Here is a 20,165-nt window from a genome sequence, read left to right as displayed (position 1 = left end):
CTCCGGAACCCGTCCGGCGGCCACCGACTCGCGCCGGTTTCCGAAGAGTCGATCTTTGTACTAGCGTGCTCAGCCCTGCCGCTAAACAAAACTAGTAGAGGCTGAACCCCCAACTATGTTGATACGACAGGCCGACACCACGGCCGTACTGCCCAAACGCCTGGACGCGCTGACAAGTTTGCGGTTCTTCGCCGCTCTCGCGGTTTTCGCCCACCACTTCACCGGACTCGGTGGAAAGACCGGCTTTGGGCGTTCGCCGTGGATCTTCCCGTATTCGCAGATGGGCGCGCACGGCGTCACGTTCTTCTTCGTGCTCTCCGGGTTCCTGATGATCTGGGTCTTCAAGCCCCAGGAGAAGGCCGTCTCCTTCTGGTGGCGGCGGGTCGGCCGGATCTTCCCGGTGCACCTGGTGACCCTGCCGCTCGCCATCTACGCCTTCTACATCGCCGCGCACGCCGACATCCACTGGGGCAGCCTGCTCTCCGCGGTCTTCCTGGTGCAGGGCTGGTTCCCGGGCATCACCCCGACCCTGCCCGGCAACCCGGTCACCTGGACGCTCAGCGTGGAGCTGCTCTTCTACGCGCTGTTCCCGCTGATCGCCCCGATCGTCGTCCGGATCCGGACCCGCTGGCTGGCCTGCGCGTCGCTCGCCGGCCTGGCCGCCATGTGGGCGATCAACTGGTACTCCGTCGAGAACTTCACCCCGGCGACGGCCAGCTGGGTGATGCGCCACCCGGTGCTGTACCTGCCGGTCTTCCTGCTCGGCATGACGCTGGCCCTGGCGATCCAGCGCGGCCGGCGGGTGCCGCTGCACCCGATCGTCCCGATCGGCGCGCTGGCGCTCTACACCTACGGCTACTACCAGGTCACCCTGCGGGTGCCCAAGGGCGTGCTGCGCGAGCAGCTGGACTACACGCTGCGGCCGACCATCGCGCTGCTGGCCGCGCTGATCATCCTGTCCTTCGTGCAGCGGGAGATCGTCGGCCGGCGCGGCATCCTGAACAAGACGCTGCTGATCAATCTCGGTCTCTGGTCGTACAGCTTCTACCTGATCCACCACGCGGTCAGCCGGCTGTCGACCTATGAGTGGGGCCGGATGCCGGACAACAACGCGGTCCTGTTCACCCTGCTCGGCATGGCCCTGGTGATCAACATCCTCTCCTGGGCGCTGTTCACCTACGTCGAGGAACCGGCCGAGCGGTGGTGGCGTACGCACATGCCGAAGTCGTGGCGCACCCCGCGCGACGCGGCCGGCGACAGCGCGCTGCCGCCCCGCCCCCGCGAGCGCGAGGCGGAGCCGGCGCAGGTCTGACGGCACCCCGGCACGCATGACGGCCGGCGACCGAGCTTCCCGCTCGGCCGCCGGCCGTTCCTGGTGGTGACGGTCGCCAGCCGCTCGGTCCCGGGATGCATCCGCCGCGACCGGACGCGCTCAGATTTCGGCGAATCATGCCGAATTTCTGAAACTGTGGAGGAAGGGTTCGCGCAGGAGCGCCGCAAGCCCCGCGTCGGCACGGTCAGCGGGCTTGCGCTGATGACCGGCGCCACCGCGATGACCGCGGTGGCGGGCGGGCATCACTCCGTGTTCGCGACGATCCTGCTCGCCCTGCTGGCTCTTGGCATGGCGCACGCCTTCACCGTGGAGATCCAGCGGCAGGCCCATCGCCGGGCCGGCCGCTGGGGCCGGCATGACGTGGTCAACACCGTGCTGCTCGCCGGATGGGCCGTCGGCGCGCTGACCGTCGCGGCCCTGCCCTACCCCTCCGGACCGGTGCGGATCATGGGCCTGCTGCTGACCTTCAGTTACACCGCGGCCTGCGTCTACTTCGTCGCGGAGCGCCGCCGGGCGATCGTGGCCCCGGCCTCGTCGGCCACCTCATCGGTGTCGGAGTCCTCGCCGGTCTGACGCTCGCCGGGTGGCATCGCCGGCAACACCACCATCAGCGGCGGGACCGGCACACCGCCGGTCTCGATGGGCAGCTCCGGCATCGGCAGCCAGTCCAGGCCGAGCGGCTCCGGTCCGCTGCCGTCGTCGCGCCCCACTCGTGGCTCACCGTCGGCCACCGCGACCGTGAAGACCGACGTCATACCCGACGGATACGGCATCTCCAGCACGTAGCGCAGGTCGCTGACCACCAGCCCGGTCTCCTCGAAGACCTCGCGCCGCACCGCCTCCTCGGCCGTCTCGCCGGGTTGCAGCCCACCGCCGGGCAGGGTCCACCACTCGCCGCCACCGGATCGCCGGCTGCGCTCGTGCACCATCAGCACCCGGCCGTCACGCACGATCACGGCGGCGGCGCGTCTTCGTTCGCTCACGGTCGCAGGCTAACGGTCGGGAAGTCCGCGCGCAGGATCCCCTCATTCCTTTGTGGATAACTGACAGACCACAGAACGGGCAAATGCGCAGGTACGGTGACCAGCGGGAACACCGTGACCCGCCATCGTGCGGCACATCACGTCCTCAACGCTGCGTGACGTGACACGAAACCGGGAGTTACCTCACCCGTCCGTCTTCATAGGATCTTGGCACGACGGCAAACGATGCTGCTCGATCGAAGCAACCACGGGGGAAGTCTGATGTTCCTGGTCAACCGCAAGGCGCTCGCCGCCATCGGGGCGGCCGCCGCCGCTGTCGCCGCCACCGCCCTGTTCGCCGCCCCGGCCCAGGCCGCCGCCACCACGGCCAAGGCCGAGGTTCTGGGCTCGCACAACAGCATCGTGAAGTTCGTCGCGGCACCGGGCCAGCGGAACAACCTGGTCATCACGATCTCCGGGAACACGGTCACGCTCAACGACCGGGTCGCCATCAAGGCCGGCAAGGGCTGCAAGGCGGTCAAGGGCGACCGGACCAAGGTGCGCTGCCACACCTCCCGGAAGCCGACCGAGCTCGCCGTCCAGCTCGGCGACAAGAACGACAAGGTCTACAACAAGACCTCGAGCCACATGATCGCCGAAGGCGGGGCCGGCAAGGACCTGCTCAGCGGCGGCTCGACCGGGGATCGGCTGTTCGGCGGCACCGGCGACGACACTCTCGTCGGCGGACCGGGCCGGGACACGCTCGACGGCGAGCAGGGCAACGACGTCCTCCACGGTCAATCCGGCAACGACTGGATCAGTGGCAGCTTCGGCGACGACACCGTCCTCGGCGGATCCGGCGACGACGAGATCTGGGGCGGCTACGGCGACGACGAGCTGCACGGCGGCTCGGGCAACGACGAGATCCATGGCGACGAGGGCCGTGACGCGATCGCCGGCGGATCGGGCCGCGACCGGCTTTACGGCGACGCCGGGAACGACACGCTGGTCGGCGGTGAGGTGGACGGCGACGTCCCGGACAGCGCCGACACCATCTACGGCGGCACCGGCGACGACATCCTGATCGGCCAGGCCGGTAAAGACAAGCTCGTGGGTGGCCCCGGCAAGGACCGGATCACCCAGTAACCCGCGGCAACGACGAAGCGGCCCCCACCCATCGGGTGAGGGCCGCTTCTCACGTGGAGCCCAGGGGACTTGAACCCCTAACCCCCGCCTTGCAAAGGCGGTGCTCTGCCAGTTGAGCTAGGGCCCCGGCTCGCGCCTCAGCGCAGGTCAGGAGCCGTGGTCGCCTCGTGCCACAGGGCCCGCTCGTCACTGGAGGCCTTAACCTTCTTGACCACCAGCGCGGCAGCACCGACGACGGCCGCAACAATCAAAAGCTTCTTCAGCATCGACTACCCCCAAGTCCGGGACCGCAGACGCACCAACCGTACCGTCAAAGCAGCAACTGCGAGAGCCCCGCACACCGTACCGTCAAAGCAGTAACCGGAAGAGGACTGCTCACCGCAACCACCGTAACGCGGGGTTTCCGGGGGCTCGGCCCCCGGAGCAGACAAGACGGGCGATCCATGGTTCGCGCTTTCCGCGAACAGGGATCGCCCGATCGTCCGTGGGGCTAGATGGAATCGAACCATCGACCTCAGAGTTATCAGCTCTGCGCTCTAACCGACTGAGCTATAGCCCCTCACCTGCGGACAGAACATTACCGCACCGGGTTGCGAGCCACCAAAGCGGGGGTGGCCCACAACCCGATCACATCGTCAGTCCCGTTCCGCGAGCGTCAGCTCGATGCCGCCGACCAGGTCGGCGCAGACGTTGTAGATGAACGCCCCGAGCGTCGCCAGCGCGGTGAACAGCACCACGTTGACCGCGCCGATCAGCATCGACGTCCCGATCACGCCCCAGGCGGTGATCCGGAAGGTGTTCGCGGTGGCGGCCTCGGAGCCGCCGCTGGCGTTCACCAGGTCCTTCAGGCTGTCGTTGACCGAGGTCCAGACGCCCATCGTGTCCAGTGCCAGGTAGAGCACCGAGGTCGCGACGACCACCACGATGAAGAGCACGATCGAGACCGCGAACGAGAACTTCATCACGGACCACGGATCGATCCGCTTGAGGTTCAGCCGGGCCCGGCGCGGGCCGCGCGCCGCGGCCGAGGAGACCGTGGAGCGGGCCGAGCGGACCGCTTCGGAGACCCGGGCGGCCCCCACCGCCGACGTTCCACCCGGACCGGACGAGGCCGCGGCCGGCCCACCGGCGGGCGCGGTGCGCTGCTTGGCGGCCCCGGGCGGGGTCACCGTGGGGGCACTGCCCGCCGGACGCGCAGCGGCGCCGGAGACGGTGCCCGGCGCCGCCGCGGGACGCGCCGAGGCGGCCCCGGGCGCGGCGCCCTTGCCTTTCGTCACGATCGGAACCGCCGCCGAGGCCTTGGCCACGGCCGGACCGCCGGGCCGCTTGGCCTCGGCGTCCGATGCGGTAGCGGATGGCTCACCGGGCGGCGGGGCCATGCCCGGCGCCCTGGTGAACTTCGGCGGGGACGGGGCATCGGCGGGGACAGCGGCGCGCCCAGCGGTCTCGCGTCCGTTCGATGCGGCACCGTCCTTCTTCGCCGCATCGTCCGGAGTCGCTGAGGTTCCCTGGCCCCCCGACTTCGCCTGTGTCTCCGGCATCAACTAGTCCTGTTCGTCAGGCTCGTCGGCATTGCGAGCAAGCGCCACGATGGTTACACCTTCAGGGAGGTCCATCAGCTTGACCCCCATTGTGTTCCGATCCCGTGTGCGCCGTACAGGCTTCACGGGAGTCCGGATGACACCACCATTGCTGGTGATGGCAAACAGTTCATCCTCCGGGCTGATCACCAGAGCGCCGACAAGTCCACCACGACGTTCCGTGATCTTCGCGGTGAGCACCCCCTTGCCGCCGCGCCCCTGTACCGGATACTCCTCGATCGGCGTGCGTTTGGCATACCCACCGTTGGTGGCAACCAACACATCGAGGCCCTCGCGGACGACCTCCATGGCGAGAAGCTCGTCGTTGTCGCCGAACCGCATGCCGATCACACCGGACGTCGCCCGTCCCATCGGCCGCAGCGCCTCGTCGGTCGCGTTGAAGCGGATCGCCTGGGCGTGCTTGGACACGAGGAGGAGATCCTCCTCGGGTGCCACCAGCGCCGCGCCCACCAACTCGTCATCCTCCCGCAGGTTGATGGCGATGATGCCACCGCTGCGGTTGGAGTCAAACTCGTCGAGGCGGGTCTTCTTCACCAGACCATTCTTAGTGGCGAGCACAAGGTATGGCGCGACCTGGTAATTCGGGATCTGGATGACCTGGGCGATGTGCTCGTCCGGCTGGAAGGCCAGCAGGTTCGCGACGTGCTGGCCCTTGGCCGTCCGGTTCGCCTCGGGCAGTTCGTACGCCTTCGCCCGATACACCCGGCCCTTGTTCGTGAAGAACAGCATCCAGTCGTGCGTCGAGATGACGTAGAAGTGCGAGACGATGTCGTCCTGACGCAGGGTCGCGCCGCTCACGCCCTTGCCGCCGCGCTTCTGCGATCGATACATGTCGACCTTGGTGCGCTTGGCATAACCCGTACGTGTGATGGTCACCACAACGTCCTCGCGCGCGATGAGGTCCTCCATGGAGACCTCGCCGTCGAACGGGATGATCTGGGTACGCCGCTCGTCCCCGAACTTCTGCACGATCTCGCCGAGCTCCTCGGAGATGATCGCCCGCTGCCGCTCGGGTTTCGCCAGGATGTCCTTGAAGTCGGCGATCTCCAGCTCGATTTTCGCCAGCTCGTCGATGATCCGCTGCCGCTCCAGGGCGGCCAGCCGGCGCAGCTGCATGTCGAGGATCGCGGTGGCCTGGATCTCGTCGACGTCGAGCAGCGTCATCAGGCCCTGGCGGGAGTCCTCCACCGTCGGCGAGCGCCGGATGAGGGCGATGACCTCGTCGAGCATGTCCAGCGCCTTGGCCAGACCGCGCAGGATGTGCGCGCGCTCCTCGGCCTTGCGCAGCCGGTACGCCGTCCGCCGTCGGATGACCTCGATCTGGTGCTCGACGTAGTACCGGATGAACTGCGCCAGGTTCAGCGTCCGCGGCACCCCGTCGACCAGTGCCAGCATGTTGGCGCCGAACGTCTCCTGGAGCTGGGTGTGCTTGTAGAGGTTGTTCAGCACCACCTTGGCGACCGCGTCACGCTTGAGCACCAGGATGAGCCGCATACCGGTACGCCCGGACGACTCGTCCCGGATGTCCGCGATGCCGGTGAGCTTGCCCTCCTTGACCAGCTCGGCCACCCGCTCGGCGAGGTTGTCCGGGTTCACCTGGTACGGCAGCTCGGTCACCACGAGACACGGCCGGCCCCGCTGGTCCTCCTCGACCTCGACCACCGCGCGCATCCGGATCGAGCCGCGGCCGGTCCGGTACGCGTCCTGGATGGCCTGCTGGCCCACGATCAGGCCGTAGGTCGGGAAGTCCGGGCCCTTGACGATCTCGAGGAGCGCGTCGAGGGTGGTGGCCTCGTCCGCGTCGATGTTGTCCAGGCACCACTGGACGGCGGCCGCGATCTCCCGCAGGTTGTGCGGCGGGATCTTGGTCGCCATCCCGACCGCGATGCCCTCGGAGCCGTTGACCAGCAGGTTCGGGAAGCGAGCCGGCAGGATCGTCGGCTCCTTGGTCCGCCCGTCGTAGTTGTCCTGCATGTCGACGGTGTCCTCGTCGATGTCCCGCAGCATCTCCATCGCCAGCGGGGACAGCTTCGACTCGGTGTAACGCATGGCCGCCGGCGGGTCGTTGCCCGGCGAGCCGAAGTTGCCGTTGCCGTCGATCAGCGGGTACCGCAGCGACCAGGGCTGACCCATCCGGACCAGGGCGTCGTAGATCGACGAGTCACCGTGCGGGTGGTAGTTGCCCATCACGTCGCCGACGACGCGGGCGCACTTCACGTACCCACGGTCGGGCCGGAAGCCGGCGTCGTACATCGCATAGAGGATCTTGCGGTGCACCGGCTTCAGGCCGTCCCGGACGTCCGGCAGGGCCCGCCCGACGATGACGCTCATCGCGTAGTCGAGGTACGACCGCTGCATCTCGACCTCGAGACCCACCGGCTCGACGCGCTGGGTCACACCGCCGCCGGTCTCCTCCGGGGAAGCGTCGCCGTCAGGGGGTTCGGGAATGTCAGTCACTGTTAACCCTTACTCAAGGTGAAGCCAGACAAATTCGGCCAAAGACCCGCGAATTGCTGTGGATAACACTGTGGAAAGGTGCCCTCATCTGTGGACACGTGACCATCGCGTCAGGACCACCGCACGATCAGATGTCGAGGAACCTGACGTCTTTCGCGTTGCGCTGGATGAAGGACCGCCGGGCCTCGACGTCCTCACCCATCAGCACGCTGAACAGCTCGTCGGCCACCGCGGCGTCGTCCAGGGTCACCTGGCGCAGCGTCCGCGTCTCCGGGTCCATCGTGGTGTCCCACAGCTCGTGGAAGTTCATCTCGCCGAGACCCTTGAACCGCTGGATGTCATCCGGCTTGGCGTTCGGCTTCTTCTGCTGCCGCAGCGCGATCAGCCCGTCCCGCTCCCGGTCGGAGTAGGCGTACTGCGCGTCGTCGCCCCGCTTGTTCCACTTGATTTTGTAGAGCGGCGGGGCGGCCAGGTAGACATGCCCCTGCTCGACCAGCGGCCGCATGAAGCGGAACAGCAGGGTCAGCAGCAGCGTCTGGATGTGCTGGCCGTCGACGTCGGCGTCGGCCATCAGGATGATCTTGTGGTACCGCAGCTTGCCGATGTCGAACTCGTCGTGGATGCCGGTGCCCATCGCGGTGATCAGCGACTGGACCTCGTTGTTCTTCAGCACCCGGTCGATCCGGGCCTTCTCCACATTCAGGATCTTGCCGCGGATCGGCAGGATGGCCTGGTACTTGCTGGACCGGCCCTGCTTGGCCGAGCCGCCGGCCGAGTCGCCCTCGACGATGAACAGCTCGGTCTCACGCGGGTCGGTGGACTGGCAGTCAGCCAGCTTGCCCGGCATCGAGCCGGACTCCAGCAGCGACTTGCGCCGGGCCAGCTTGCGGGCCTGCTGCGCGGCGATCCGGGCGCGGGCCGCCTGGTCGGCCTTCGTGATGATCAGCTTGGCGTCCGCCGGGTTGCGGTCGAACCAGTCGGCGAGCTGCTCGTTCGCCACCTTCTGCACGAAGCTCTTCATGTCGGTGTTGCCGAGCTTCGTCTTGGTCTGACCCTCGAACTGCGGCTCACGCAGGGTCACCGAGATGATCGCGGCGAGACCCTCACGAATGTCCTCACCGGACAGCTTCTGGTCGCCCTTGAGGAACTTCTTCTCGATGCCGTACTTGTTGACGATGGTCGTCAGCGCGGACCGGAAGCCCTCCTCGTGCGTGCCGCCCTCGTGCGTGTTGATCCGGTTCGCGAAGGTGTAGACCGACTCGCCGTACGACTCGTTCCACTGCATGGCGATCTCGACGCCCATGCCGGCCTCGTTGTCCTCGGCGCCGAACTCGATCACCGTCTTGTGGATCGCGCTCTTGGTGGCGTTCAGGTGCCGGACGAAGTCCGAGATGCCGCCCGCGTACATGAAGGTGACCTTGCGGGGCTCACCGTTCTCGTCCGCGTAAGCCGGGCGGCTGTCGGTGAAGTTGATGGTGAGGGCGCGGTTCAGGAACGCCATCTCCTGGAGCCGGCGGTAGATCGTCTGGAAGTCGAACTCGACGGTCTCGAAGATGTCCGGGTCCGGCCAGAACTGGACGGTCGACCCGGTGGTCTCGGTGGGCTCGCCCTTGACCAGCTCGTCGGGGACCGAGGCGGTGTACTTCTGCCGCCAGACGAATCCGTTCTTGTGGATCTCCACGGCCATCTTGGTGGAGAGCGCGTTCACCACGGACACGCCCACGCCGTGCAGACCGCCGGAGACCTTGTAGGCCTGGTTGTCGAACTTGCCACCCGCGTGCAGCACGGTCAGCGCCACCTCGACACCCGGCTTCTTCAGCTTCGGGTGCAGGTCGACCGGGAAACCCCGGCCGTTGTCGGTGACCGAGACACCGCCGTCGGCCAGCAGGACCACGTCGATCGTGTCGCAGAAGCCGGCGAGCGCCTCGTCGACGGCGTTGTCCACGACCTCCCAGATCAGGTGGTGCAGACCCCGCTCGCCGGTGGAGCCGATGTACATGCCGGGACGTTTGCGAACCGCTTCAAGGCCTTCGAGAACGGTGATGGAATCGGCACCGTACTCCTGATTGTTCTCTGCCACCCTCGGCCGCTTTCTCGCACCGGACCCAACGGGCCCCGCACGGGGTTGGCAGGCGACCAGCGGCGATCAGCGCGCACGACGCACCGGAGATGACACCGCGGGAAGAGCGGACCACCGGTGGAACCGTGCACGCCGGTCGCCGCGGACAGCCCGCGGATCGTGATCGGCTGGAAAAACCGCGTAGCGTGACGAACGTGGCTGCGTGTGACAGCCCCGGCACCGTCAAGCACAGTTTTCCCGGTCGCTGTCGATTCTACTCCGCCGAAGCGAGTTGGCGAGGGTCCGGCACCCCTTCCGGGTGCCTGAGAGTCCCGTAGCGCGATTGAGCCTGCCTCCCACGTCTCCCCCTACACGGAACAGCCCCTCCGCACAATGGCAACGCTGCGGGCCGGGCGCGCCTGCCGGGCGAGGCGCGAACTCACTGCCACACTGCCTGTCAGCGGCAGGCGACGGTGTCGTAACCTCGCCCGCGCGGGCCGTGCACGGCCGAACAGATCGCTTGGTCAGGTCGAGGAAGGGTTGCCCGATGGCGCACGACAAGGGCCTGGACAACGTCGCGGTGCACTGGCCGCGCACGGGTCAGTACTACGACCCGGTGGCTCCCGCCGAGTTCGTCGACTTCGGCGCGATCGCCGACGCCTCCGAGATCGCCGCGCCGACCGGCGCGCTCGCGCTGCACATCGCCAAGACCGGCACGGTGCGCGCGACCGCCTACACCGAACTGGTCGACCTGCTGCTCGGCCTGGAGGGCGTGCTCTACGCCACCGACGCGGCCGCCGAGGACGAGGACCCGGTGATCGACCCGGACGGCTGCGCCTGGATCGCCGGCGGCCTGGAGCGCTTCGTCGAGGGCCACGAGCAATTCGGCGACCTGGTCACCTTCGACACGGTCGCCGCGGTGATGCGCACCGCGATCGCCGGCGGCCGGCTCCCCGAGCAGCAGCTGCGCTGGCTCGACCACCGCCTGGCCGCCCTGCGCGACGACGCCGGCAACGCCCCACACTGGAGCTTCGCCCGCACCGAGCTGGCGATCCTGGCCGGTTTCTATCGCCGCTGCGCCGAACGCGGTTTCGCCGTCTTCGCTGACTATTAAAAACGGAAGATCAACTTCAAGATCCTCTTTTACGCGGGTCCGCTCGGGTGCGGATCGCATGCTCCCGCGCGGGCCGGGCACGGAGATCTGGCCGCTGGCGCGTCCAGGGCGATCTCCGCACCCTTCATTGTCCGCGGGTGGTCACCGAACCCCCGTGCCCTGCCAGCCCAAGCTCTCGTTCCGCCCACGGCCGGCCGCGACGGCCTCGCCGACCGTGACCAGCCGCAGTCCCCGCTCCGCCTGCATCCCCGCCGCGACGGCCTCGCCGACCGCGATCAGCCGCAATTCCCGCTCGGCCCACGGTCGGCCGCGACGGCCTCGCCCACCGCGACCAGCCACAGTCCCCGCTCCGCCTGCATCCCCGCCGCGACGGCCTCGCCGACCGTGACCAGCCACAATTCCGCTCGGCCCACGACCCGCCGCAAGGGCCACGCCCACCGTGACGAGCCGCAATTCCCGCTCCGCCTGCGGCCCGCCGCAACGATCGCTTCAACAGTGGCCAGCTGCAATCTCCGCTCCGCCTGCGATTCGCCGCAACGGTCGCCCGGTCGGTGACCGGCTGCGATCCGGCCGCCCCACGATCGACCGCAGCGGTCGAATCCTCTGCAGCCGATCACGACGCCTGCTGCGCCTTGCGATCGGCCACAATCATCGCTCCGCGCACGGCCGCCTGTAATTCCCGCTCCGGCTGCGACCGGACGCAACGGTCGCTCTGCCGCAACTGCCACCGCGGCCGCGCTACTCCTCTCACCGGCCGCGCTTCTCCCTCTCACCGGCCGCGCAACGACCCGCTCCACCAGCCGCGCAAACGGTCGTGCGGTCAGCCGCGCAAACGGTCGTGCCGGCGGCCGCGCAACGGTCGTGCCGGCGGCAGAGCTCGTCAGGCCGGGCTGGAGGCTCGACGACCTGGTTCGGCGAGAACCTGGGGCTGGCGGGAGAGCCACCACAGCTCGCCGCCGATCACGAGGAGCAGGACGCCGGCGCCGAGCGCCAGGATGATCGGCCACCGCATCGCGCTGCGGGCCGATGGCCGGTCGCCGCTGTGGAAACCGGTGCTGACCATCTGATTTCCGCTGCACAGGTTGGTCCGGCCGGCCTCGGAGAACACCTCATAACGGCCGCCCTGGGCGAATTGGACCCCACACGCCGCCGACTCGGTCTCCGCGGTCCGGACCGTCGCGACGTCGCCCGCCGAGCCCTTGAGCACCGACTCCACGGCGAACTCGACCCGCTCCCCGCGACCGGCCGCCTGCACCGAACGCACCACGCCGACGAAAGCCAGGTCAGCGCCGTCCAGCCCTCCGGACACCCCGCACGAACACGCCCAGGCCGGACTCGACGCCACCGGCACCGCGCCCAGCACGAGGAGTAGCAGCACCAGCAGCCGTCGTATCCCCATGTCTGTTACGACGCATCCCACTCACTTCTGGTTTCACACCAGCGAAAACTTCCTCATGAAGTTCGCCGAAAACACAATAATCGTGGCCAACTGTGCGGGGATCGGCACACAGCGTGTAACCGTGAACGCGCCAGGGGCCGGTCAGCCGTAGGTGTCTCGGGGCCCACGGCCCTGGACCCGGCGAGGACCCCGGCTCCAGGACGGCGCCGCCGGACCGTGGATGTTCAGCCGGGTGACCACGTTGTGTCCCACCTCGCCGGCGATCTGCTGGAGCAGCTTGCCGGTCAGCATCCGCAACTGGGTGGCCCAGGCCGTCGACTCCGCCTCCACGGTCAGCACCCCGGCGTCGAGTCGCACCGGGCGGCTGTGTGCCGCGATGTCCGGCCCGACCACCTTCTCCCAAGAACCGAAGACGGTGGCCTCGGCGCGCGGCCTCTCCCACCCACGGGTCTTCATCAGGCGCTGGAGCACCGCCCCGAACAGCTGCGGGTCCCGCGGATCCGGCCCCGGCCCGGAGTAACCCCGCAGCCGCCGCTCACCACCGCCGCCCCCGGTCCGCTTACGCGGCTGCCGGGCAGCCTCCCGCCGTCGCGCCAGAGCCGCATCGAGCACCGCCCGAGCCAACTCCGGCCCGGCCTTCCCCGCTTCCAGCCCCGGCGCCCCGCCGTCCGCACCCGCTCCCGCCCCGGACCCAGCTCCCGGCACAGCCTCAGCCCGGCTTGCAACTCCCGGTACAGCCTTGGCCCCGGCCGGGCTCCTGATCCAGCACCGCTCCGGCTCGCGGCTCCTGATCCAGCACCGGCCCGGCTCGCGCCTGCCGGTCCAGCCCCGGGCCCGGCTCCCGGCCCGGTGGGTGATCCGCTGTCGGCTGCGGGCTTGCCGTGCGTATCCCCCGGCATCACGCCACCCCCTGTGGATAACCACGATCTCCGCCGTCGGCCGCCAGCCCGTCAACAGGCGCACCAGCCCCGCCGGAGTCGCTCGCCCCTGGCCGACCCACCTCGTCGCCCGTCACCGCGCCCAGCGGCCCGCTGAGACCCTCGAAACGGCAACTAGATCTCCGCCGGAAGCCTACGCCCACGCCAACCCGCGCCGCATTCTCCGCAAAGGATTGCGGTTCCCCGCAAACCGCCCACACAGTTGTCCACAGGCTGTTCACAGAGGTCTCAGAACGCACGGCGGCAACCGGCTCGGCAGCAACAAGCGTTTCAGGAGGCACGGCTCACCGTCCCGGTGGTCACGTCGAAACGCGCCCCGCGCAGCGCCGCCGGCACGTCCTCGGCCACCGCGCATGTCACCAGCAGCTGAGCCGCATCGGACACCAGCGCGGCCAGCCGATCCCGCCGCCCCGCATCCAGCTCGGCAAAGACGTCGTCGAGCACCAGCACCGGCTCGATCCCGTCCGAGCGCAGCAGGTCGTAGGCCGCGAGGCGCAGAGCCAGCGCGAACGACCAGGACTCCCCGTGGCTCGCATACCCCTTGGCGGGCAACTCACCGAGCGACAGCAGCAAATCGTCACGGTGCGGGCCGACCAGCGTGGTGCCGCGCTCCACCTCGGCCGTCCGGCGCTCCTGCATCTTCGCGAGCAGCGCCGCCTCCAGCGCCGCACGATCGGTGGTCAGGTCGTCGCCGAGCCGCGACGCGTAGGCGATCGAGGCCGCCGACTTGCCGGCCGCCACCGCGTCGTACGCCTTGGTCAGGTGCGGGCCCAGCGCCGCGGCGAGTTCCAGGCGGCCGGCCAGCAGCTCCGCCCCGTACTGAGCCAGATGGTGATCCCAAACGGTCAGCGTGGAGAGGTCCTGGCCACGGTTGCCGCCCACCTTGCGGGTCAGGTACGCCGTACGCAAAAGGGCGTTCCGTTGTTTGACCACCCGGTCGTAGTCGGCCCGCACCCCCGCGTAACGGGGCTGCCGGGCGACGAGCAGGTCGTCGAGGTACCGGCGGCGCTCGGACGGATCGCCGCGGACGAGTTCCAGATCCTCCGGGGCGAACAACACCATCCGCAGCGCGCCGAGCACCTCACGCGGGCGGCGTACCGGCGACCGGTTGAGCCGGGCACGGTTCGCCCGGCCCGGGACGATCTCCAGCTCGACCAGCAGCTCGCGTCCGTCGTGGACGATCGCGCAGCGGATCACCGCCGAGGTCGCGCCGAACCGCACCAGCGGAGCGTCGGTGGCCACCCGGTGACTGTCCAGAGTGGCCACGTAGCCGAGCGCCTCGATGAGGTTCGTCTTACCCATGCCGTTCTGCCCGACCAGCACGGACACGCCGGGATCGAGGTCGACGGCCACCCGCTCGTAGGAACGGAAGTCGACGAGCTCGACCCGGCGTACGTGCATGGGTCAGCGCTTGACGGCGTGGCCGCCGAACTGATTGCGCAGCGCGGCCACCGCCTTCATCGCGGGCGAGTCGTCCTGCCGCGAGGCGAACCGGGCGAACAGCGACGCCGAGATGACGTGCGCCGGCACGGCGAGACGAACCGCCTCGTCGACCGTCCACCGGCCCTCGCCGGTGTCGTCCGCGTAGCCCTTGATGCCGGCCAGTTTCGGGTCCTCGTCGAGGGCCCGGTCCAGCAGGTCGAGCAGCCACGACTTGACGACGCTGCCCTCGCGCCAGCTCTTGATGATCGCCGGCACGTTGTCCACGTGCTCGGAGGCCTCGAGGATCTCGAAGCCCTCGGCGTACGCGTGCATCAGGCCGTACTCGATGCCGTTGTGCACCATCTTGGCGTAGTGACCGGCGCCCGGACCGCCCGCGTGGGCGAAGCCGAACTCGCCGGCCGGCTTGAGCGCCTCGAAGATCGGCATGCAGTGCGCCACCGTCTCCTTGTCGCCGCCGACCATCAGGGCGTACCCGTTGGTCTTGCCCCAGACGCCGCCGGAGACACCGACGTCCATGTACTTGATGCCCTTCTTGGCGAGCCGCTCGGCCCGCGGGGCGTCGTCGGTGAACTTCGAGTTACCGCCGTCGATGATGATGTCGCCGGGGGACAACACCTCGGCGAGCGCGTCGATGGTCTCCTCAGTGATCTTGCCGGAGGGCACCATGGTCCAGACCACCCGCGGCGCGGCCAGCTTCTCGGCCAGATCGGCCAGGCTGGTGGCGTCGCTTACATCCAGGTTCTGGTCGAATCCGACGACTTCGTGCCCGGCAGCACGAAGTCGTTCCCGCATGTTGCCACCCATCCGGCCGAGACCGATCAGGCCGAGTTGCATGGTCTTCCCCCTAGAAGTGCGAATGTTCCTCGCTCAGTATCAGCGCGTTACCCGGATCGGCATGATCAGATAGCGGTATCCCGGGATGATTTCGCCGGATTCGCCAGCGGGGGAGATCACAGCGGGCTTGAACGCGTCGACGAACGAGAAGACCGCGGTGGGAGCGCCGAGGTTCTGCAAGCCGTCGATCAGGTACTGCGGGTTGAAGCCGATGGTCAGCGCCTCGCCGGTGAACTCGGCCTCCATCGCCTCGCTGGCGCGCGCCTCCTCGGTGGTGCCGGCCTCGACCACCAGGCCGTCCTCGCTGAAGCTGAGCAGCACGGGGGTGGTGCGCTCGGCCACCAGGGCGACCCGCCGGACCACCTCGACCAGGGCGGAGACCCCGATCCGGGCCTCGGCGTTGTGCGAGGTCGGGAAGAGCGAGCGGACCGGCGGGTAATTCGCCCCGTCGAGCAGGCGGCTGGTGGTGCGCCGGGTGCCACCGGCGAAACCGATCATGCCCTCGCCGGCGTTGCCCTGCGCCAGTGCCAGCGTCACCGAGCCGCCGAGCGGGCCGAGCGCCTTGGCCGTGTCGTTCAGGGTTTTCGCCGGGACCAGCGCGTTCAGGCTGATCTCCGGGTCGTCCGGGGTCCACTCGATCTCGCGCATGGCCAGCCGGTAGCGGTCGGTGGCCAGCATCGCCATGGTCGAGCCGTTCAGCTCGATCCGGACGCCGGTCATCATCGGCAGCGTCTCGTCCCGGCCGGCCGCGATGGCGACCTGGGAAACCGCTGAGGCGAACGTAGCGGCGTCGACGGTGCCCGCGCTGGACGGCATGTCCGGCAGGGTCGGATAGTCCTCCACCGGCATCGTGGGGAGGGTGAAACGCGCACTGCCGCAGACGAGCTCGAGGTGCGCGCCGACGGCGGCGATGTCGACCGGCTTGCCGGGCAGCGCCTTGGTGATCTCGGCGAGCAGGCGGCCGGAGACCAGCGCGGCGCCGTCCGCGTCCGCCTGGACCTCGACGGAGACCTGGCTGGAGACCTCGTAGTCGAAGCCGGAGACCTGCAGGCGGCCGTCGGTGACTCGCAGCAGGACACCGGCGAGAACCGGCACTGACGGCCGGCTGGGCAGGCTCTTGGCTGTCCAGGCCACGGCGTCGGCGAGCGCGTCTCGCTCCACCCGGAACTTCATGCTGTCCTCCGCGATGCTTCCTCTAGGGGTGTCGACCCCACTGAAACTCTATGGCGCTGACGGTGTTCACGTGTGCCCGACCCCGTCTCGTCGAAGCGAACCGGCCCCGGCGGCCGAAGGCGAACCGCATCGCCGGAACGAGGCGGATCCCGCCACCGGAGAGGGATCCCATCGCCGGAACGAGGGAGGCGGGGTCTTCGGTGCGATCCCGGCCGCGGTGGTGAGCGGATCGAGACATAGCTTCCCGGTATTCAGGCGTAGCCGGTAGTCACATCTTCGGCAAGCGGCGGTCCGGTCGGCGACAGGCCGGTTTCCCGTCCTGCCCTCCCGGGTACCGGGCGCTCCGCGCTCCAGGGCGAGGCCGTCCGCGAAGGACGGAGCGGTCTGGTGCTCTCGCTGCGAGGCGACAGCTCGATCAGCCCTTGCTTCTGGTGCTGCTCTGTCCCTGACCTCAGCGAGCCGGAAGGCAGCCAGCAGACCTTCCACACGCTGATGATTGCTTTTTAGTCCTCTTAGAGAAATAACTAGTCGTCTTCATAGGTCCTGTGCATAGTGTGGAAAACCAGCGTTTTCGCTGGTGACGGGGTTATCCACCGGTGATTCACATGTGGGAAACCGGGGTACAAACCCGGGTGCGCATCCACAGTCACGTGCCGCGCACAGGGTTATCCACCGTTGTCCACAGGCTATCCACCGGTAATCCACCGGTTTTATCCCCCGACCTGTGGACAGCGCGGCGGGGTCGGCGGTCCGTTGTCCCCAGAACCTTCAACAGGTAATCCACACTCCTCCACAGGCAGCTGACTAACGAGTCACCCGTCTGGGTTTATCCACATCGATATCCCCAGAAGTTCTCCACATCTGTGGGGTACGGGCGAGGCGTTGTCCACTGTCTGGGGAGAACGCCTGTGGATGCCTGTGGATTAGTGTGGATAACGTTGGCACGAAACGGGTCCGTTCTACCGTTGACAACTTCGAGTTTTGCGCCCTAGAAAGTTGGCATTGAGGAACGGCAATATCCCCAGCTCGGGCGCGAAACTGGGGACGGTTCTGTGGAAAAGCCGGGGTAAAACAGTGGATAACCGGTGTGTAAAGTGCGTTTTCCCAGCTCAATGCCGTTGACAGGTGCCTGTGGGTAACTCGATCCGAACGGGTGACGGGCGCGGCGGCCGGTTCGGCGGCGAATGATCTTTGTGGAGCGGCGCGGCGGCTGTGGAGAACGGACGTGCCGGTGCCGGCGAGGGCGGCGGCTCGCGTGGCTGTGGACGGTGACTCCGGGGGCGGGGCGGGGATCGTCCGTCGACGGGGCGTGCGAGGGCGGGACCGGAGCGACCGGGGGTGGGGATTCAGCCCGGCGGCCGGAAGCGATCCGGGGGCCGCCGGGCCGGGGTGGCTCGGCGGGACGTGGACGCTGCGGGTGGGGCGGGCCCAGGGCGTACGGAAATCAGGTGTTTTGCTGTTTGATCCGGTTGGTCAGCTCGGCGATCTGGTTGTAGAGCGAGCGGCGCTCGGCCATGTGCTGACGGATCTTGCGGTCGGCGTGCATGACCGTGGTGTGGTCGCGGCCGCCGAAGGCCTGTCCGATGCGGGGCAGGGAGAGGTCGGTCAGCTCGCGGCAGAGGTACATGGCGACCTGGCGGGCGTTGACCAGGACCCGGCTGCGGGAGTGTCCGCGCAGGTCCTCCAGGGAGACGCCGAAGTAGTCGGCGGTGGAGACCATGATCTGGTCAGCGGTGATCTCCGGGCCGGCGCCGTCCGGCATGAAGTCGCGCAGCACCTCCTCGGCCAGCGAGAGCTGCACCGGGGAGCGGGTGAGGCTGGCGAACGCGGTTACCCGGATCAGGGCGCCCTCGAGCTCGCGGATCGAGTTGGAGACCCGGGACGCGATGAACTCCAGCACGTCGTCCGGTGCGTACATCCGCTCCTGGGCGGCCTTCTTCTGGAGGATCGCGATACGCGTCTCGAGGTCGGGCGGCTGGATGTCGGCGAGCAGGCCCCACTCGAAGCGGGTGCGCATCCGGTCCTCCAGCGTCGCGAGCTGGCGCGGCGACCGGTCGGAGCTGATGACGATCTGCTTGTTCGCGTTGTGCAGCGTGTTGAACGTGTGGAAGAACTCCTCCTGCGTCCGCTCGCGGTTCTCCAGGAACTGGATGTCGTCGATCAACAGGATGTCGACGTCGCGGTATCGGCGCTGGAACGCCTGCGTCTTGTCGTCCCGCAGGCTGTTGATGAAATCGTTGGTGAACTCCTCGGTCGAGACGTAGCGCACCGAGCGCGCGTGGCCCAGGGTGGTGGCGTAGTGACCGATGGCGTGCAGGAGGTGCGTTTTCCCCAGCCCGGAGCTGCCGTAGATGAAGAGCGGGTTGTACGCCTTCGCCGGCGACTCGGCCACCGCGACCGCGGCGGCGTGCGCGAACCGGTTGGACGAGCCGATGACGAACGTCTCGAACATGTACTTCGGGTTGAGCCGGTTGCCGTCCTGCCCGCCGGGACGCGGCGAGGCGCCGGGACCGCGCAGGTCGACCGGCGGGCGGCCGGGCCCGTTGTCGCCGGCCCGGCTCGGCATCGGGTCGTCCCGGCGGTTGTTCTGCATCGGGGCCGGACCGAGCTCGTTGGGCAGCTCGTTCTTCTCCGGGGTGCGCGGCGGCGTCGACCGGTTGACCGGCGGCGGCGTGTGCGCGGGCGGCATGGCCGGCATCGGGTCGGCGAAGAGCGCCTCCTGCCCGTCGTTGCGCACGAAGGGCGCCGGCGGCGGGGCGGAGTGCTGCGCGGATCCGGTCGGGTACTGCTCCGGTGCGTGCTCCGGCGGTCCGAAGGTGGGCGGCTGGTAGGGCGGCTCCGCCGGGTATGTCGGCAGCTCCGGCTGATACGGCCTGGGGTCGGCGGGGCGCGGCGCGTCCGAGTAGTGCATCGGCTGCGGCTCGGGGCGGACCTGCGGCTCCGGCTGGACCGGGGTGCCGTAGACCGTGCCCGGGATGCCGCTGCCGTCCTCCGGCGGGCGAACCGTGACGGCCACCTGGATCGGACGGTTCAGCCGGCGGGTGAGCGCCTCGGTGATCGCCGGGCGCAGGCGCAGCTCGATCACGTCGCGGGTGTACGCGTCCGGAACCGACAGCAGCGCGGTGTCCTCGACGATCGCCCGCAACCGGGTGAACCGGAGATAGGCACGCTGCTGCCGCGAAGCGATCTCCTCGGACAATTCGCTGAGCGTGTCCTGCCACAGCTTGCCCAGGTCGACCTGATCGGCCACCGCCGCGCCACCCCCATCGCCACCGACCCCCGGTGGACCTTGTGTCCGGCCTTCCGCTGTGCCTGTCGGCGCCCGTGCAGGCAAACCGATCGGCTCCCCAACCCCAGCACAGTCAACGCGCTGAACACGCACGGCGCCACCGGCTATCCACAGGTTATCCACAACCCGTGGCGATGCCGATGGCGCTCCCGGCCGGATGGTCGGCAGAATCACCGGAGCCTGTAGCGGCGCGGGCTTGAAACAGGCTCACCGTGGCGAACGATCCACCTGCTTGTCCGGTTTTGGCCGCCGCCACGCGGTATGCGAACGGCCGGGTAAGACCAGCAACCGCGCACGCTAACAGCGCTTGTGGGGGGACTACAACTGCTGTCCCGCCCGTCCCGGACGCGTGCGCAGGTCGGGGCTTGATGAATCGCCGGTGTCGGCGTGCCGATCCAGGATATGGTTGACCGCTGC

The 20,165-nt window shown here is 68.6% G+C and carries 16 protein-coding genes and 2 tRNA genes; 4 read left to right on the top strand and 14 right to left on the bottom strand.

The features are described from left to right. Window positions 1-115: 115 nt before the first annotated feature. Both Aiant_RS21250 and Aiant_RS21245 read left to right on the top strand, forming a co-directional pair. Window positions 116-1,312: an acyltransferase family protein gene (locus tag Aiant_RS21250; RefSeq protein ID WP_189331997.1), complete on the top strand. Its 1,197-nt coding sequence runs from the start codon at window positions 116-118 to the stop codon at window positions 1,310-1,312. Between the two features lie 156 nt (window positions 1,313-1,468). Beyond that, window positions 1,469-1,906, top strand: coding sequence for a hypothetical protein (locus tag Aiant_RS21245; protein WP_229830341.1), 438 nt, complete (start codon window positions 1,469-1,471; stop codon window positions 1,904-1,906). On the opposite strand, the gene Aiant_RS21240 is transcribed toward Aiant_RS21245, so the two are convergent. After that, a complete protein-coding gene (locus Aiant_RS21240) occupies window positions 1,822-2,316 on the bottom strand; it encodes an NUDIX domain-containing protein (RefSeq protein WP_268248768.1) in 495 nt (164 codons plus the stop codon). The two genes, Aiant_RS21245 and Aiant_RS21240, sit on opposite strands and share 85 nt — an antisense overlap. A 261-nt stretch (window positions 2,317-2,577) precedes the next feature. Between Aiant_RS21240 and Aiant_RS21235 the strand changes: the two genes are divergently transcribed. Then, window positions 2,578-3,441, top strand: coding sequence for a calcium-binding protein (locus Aiant_RS21235; protein ID WP_189331998.1), 864 nt, complete (start codon window positions 2,578-2,580; stop codon window positions 3,439-3,441). Window positions 3,442-3,495: 54 nt separating this feature from the next. On the opposite strand, the gene Aiant_RS21230 is transcribed toward Aiant_RS21235, so the two are convergent. The 6 genes from Aiant_RS21230 to gyrB form a co-directional block, all read right to left on the bottom strand. Continuing rightward, window positions 3,496-3,568, bottom strand: a tRNA-Ala gene (locus tag Aiant_RS21230). A 10-nt stretch (window positions 3,569-3,578) separates the two neighbouring features. After that, the gene (locus Aiant_RS21225) at window positions 3,579-3,707 is read right to left on the bottom strand and encodes a DLW-39 family protein (RefSeq protein ID WP_212847121.1); all 129 of its coding nucleotides are present in this window, start codon (window positions 3,705-3,707) and stop codon (window positions 3,579-3,581) included. A gap of 219 nt (window positions 3,708-3,926) precedes the next feature. Continuing rightward, window positions 3,927-4,000: transfer RNA gene (locus tag Aiant_RS21220), tRNA-Ile, on the bottom strand. A 76-nt stretch (window positions 4,001-4,076) separates the two neighbouring features. Continuing rightward, on the bottom strand, window positions 4,077-4,982 hold the full coding sequence (locus Aiant_RS21215) for a DUF3566 domain-containing protein (RefSeq protein WP_189331999.1): 906 nt from the start codon (window positions 4,980-4,982) through the stop codon (window positions 4,077-4,079). 3 nt (window positions 4,983-4,985) lie between these two features. Beyond that, window positions 4,986-7,400: a DNA gyrase subunit A gene (gene gyrA, locus Aiant_RS21210; RefSeq protein WP_229830435.1), complete on the bottom strand. Its 2,415-nt coding sequence runs from the start codon at window positions 7,398-7,400 to the stop codon at window positions 4,986-4,988. Window positions 7,401-7,626: 226 nt separating this feature from the next. After that, window positions 7,627-9,579, bottom strand: coding sequence for a DNA topoisomerase (ATP-hydrolyzing) subunit B (gyrB, locus tag Aiant_RS21205; protein WP_189332000.1), 1,953 nt, complete (start codon window positions 9,577-9,579; stop codon window positions 7,627-7,629). Window positions 9,580-10,105: 526 nt separating this feature from the next. Here gyrB and Aiant_RS21200 point away from each other — a divergent pair. Continuing rightward, a complete protein-coding gene (locus tag Aiant_RS21200) occupies window positions 10,106-10,672 on the top strand; it encodes a hypothetical protein (protein ID WP_189332001.1) in 567 nt (188 codons plus the stop codon). Between the two features lie 275 nt (window positions 10,673-10,947). Here Aiant_RS21200 and Aiant_RS21195 read toward each other — a convergent pair whose 3' ends face one another. The 7 genes from Aiant_RS21195 to dnaA form a co-directional block, all read right to left on the bottom strand. Next, the gene (locus Aiant_RS21195) at window positions 10,948-11,097 is read right to left on the bottom strand and encodes a hypothetical protein (RefSeq protein WP_189332002.1); all 150 of its coding nucleotides are present in this window, start codon (window positions 11,095-11,097) and stop codon (window positions 10,948-10,950) included. A gap of 455 nt (window positions 11,098-11,552) precedes the next feature. Next, a complete protein-coding gene (locus tag Aiant_RS21190) occupies window positions 11,553-12,071 on the bottom strand; it encodes a hypothetical protein (protein ID WP_189332003.1) in 519 nt (172 codons plus the stop codon). A 141-nt stretch (window positions 12,072-12,212) separates the two neighbouring features. Then, window positions 12,213-12,776 (bottom strand): DciA family protein, encoded by a 564-nt coding sequence (locus tag Aiant_RS21185; protein ID WP_189332004.1) that lies wholly within the window; start codon window positions 12,774-12,776, stop codon window positions 12,213-12,215. A 503-nt stretch (window positions 12,777-13,279) separates the two neighbouring features. Beyond that, window positions 13,280-14,410 carry a DNA replication/repair protein RecF gene (gene recF, locus Aiant_RS21180; RefSeq protein ID WP_189332005.1) on the bottom strand — a complete coding sequence of 377 codons (1,131 nt, stop codon included), beginning with the start codon at window positions 14,408-14,410 and terminating at the stop codon, window positions 13,280-13,282. A gap of 3 nt (window positions 14,411-14,413) precedes the next feature. Beyond that, on the bottom strand, window positions 14,414-15,286 hold the full coding sequence (gnd, locus tag Aiant_RS21175; protein WP_189332006.1) for a phosphogluconate dehydrogenase (NAD(+)-dependent, decarboxylating): 873 nt from the start codon (window positions 15,284-15,286) through the stop codon (window positions 14,414-14,416). A 39-nt stretch (window positions 15,287-15,325) separates the two neighbouring features. Continuing rightward, window positions 15,326-16,459, bottom strand: coding sequence for a DNA polymerase III subunit beta (gene dnaN, locus Aiant_RS21170; protein WP_189332007.1), 1,134 nt, complete (start codon window positions 16,457-16,459; stop codon window positions 15,326-15,328). A 1,444-nt stretch (window positions 16,460-17,903) separates the two neighbouring features. Further along, window positions 17,904-19,709, bottom strand: coding sequence for a chromosomal replication initiator protein DnaA (dnaA, locus tag Aiant_RS21165; RefSeq protein WP_189332008.1), 1,806 nt, complete (start codon window positions 19,707-19,709; stop codon window positions 17,904-17,906). Window positions 19,710-20,165: the final 456 nt, after the last annotated feature.

The organism is Actinoplanes ianthinogenes, from assembly GCF_018324205.1.
Taxonomy (GTDB): Bacteria; Actinomycetota; Actinomycetes; order Mycobacteriales; family Micromonosporaceae; genus Actinoplanes; species Actinoplanes ianthinogenes.
This window is presented reverse-complemented; position numbering and strand designations above follow the sequence as displayed.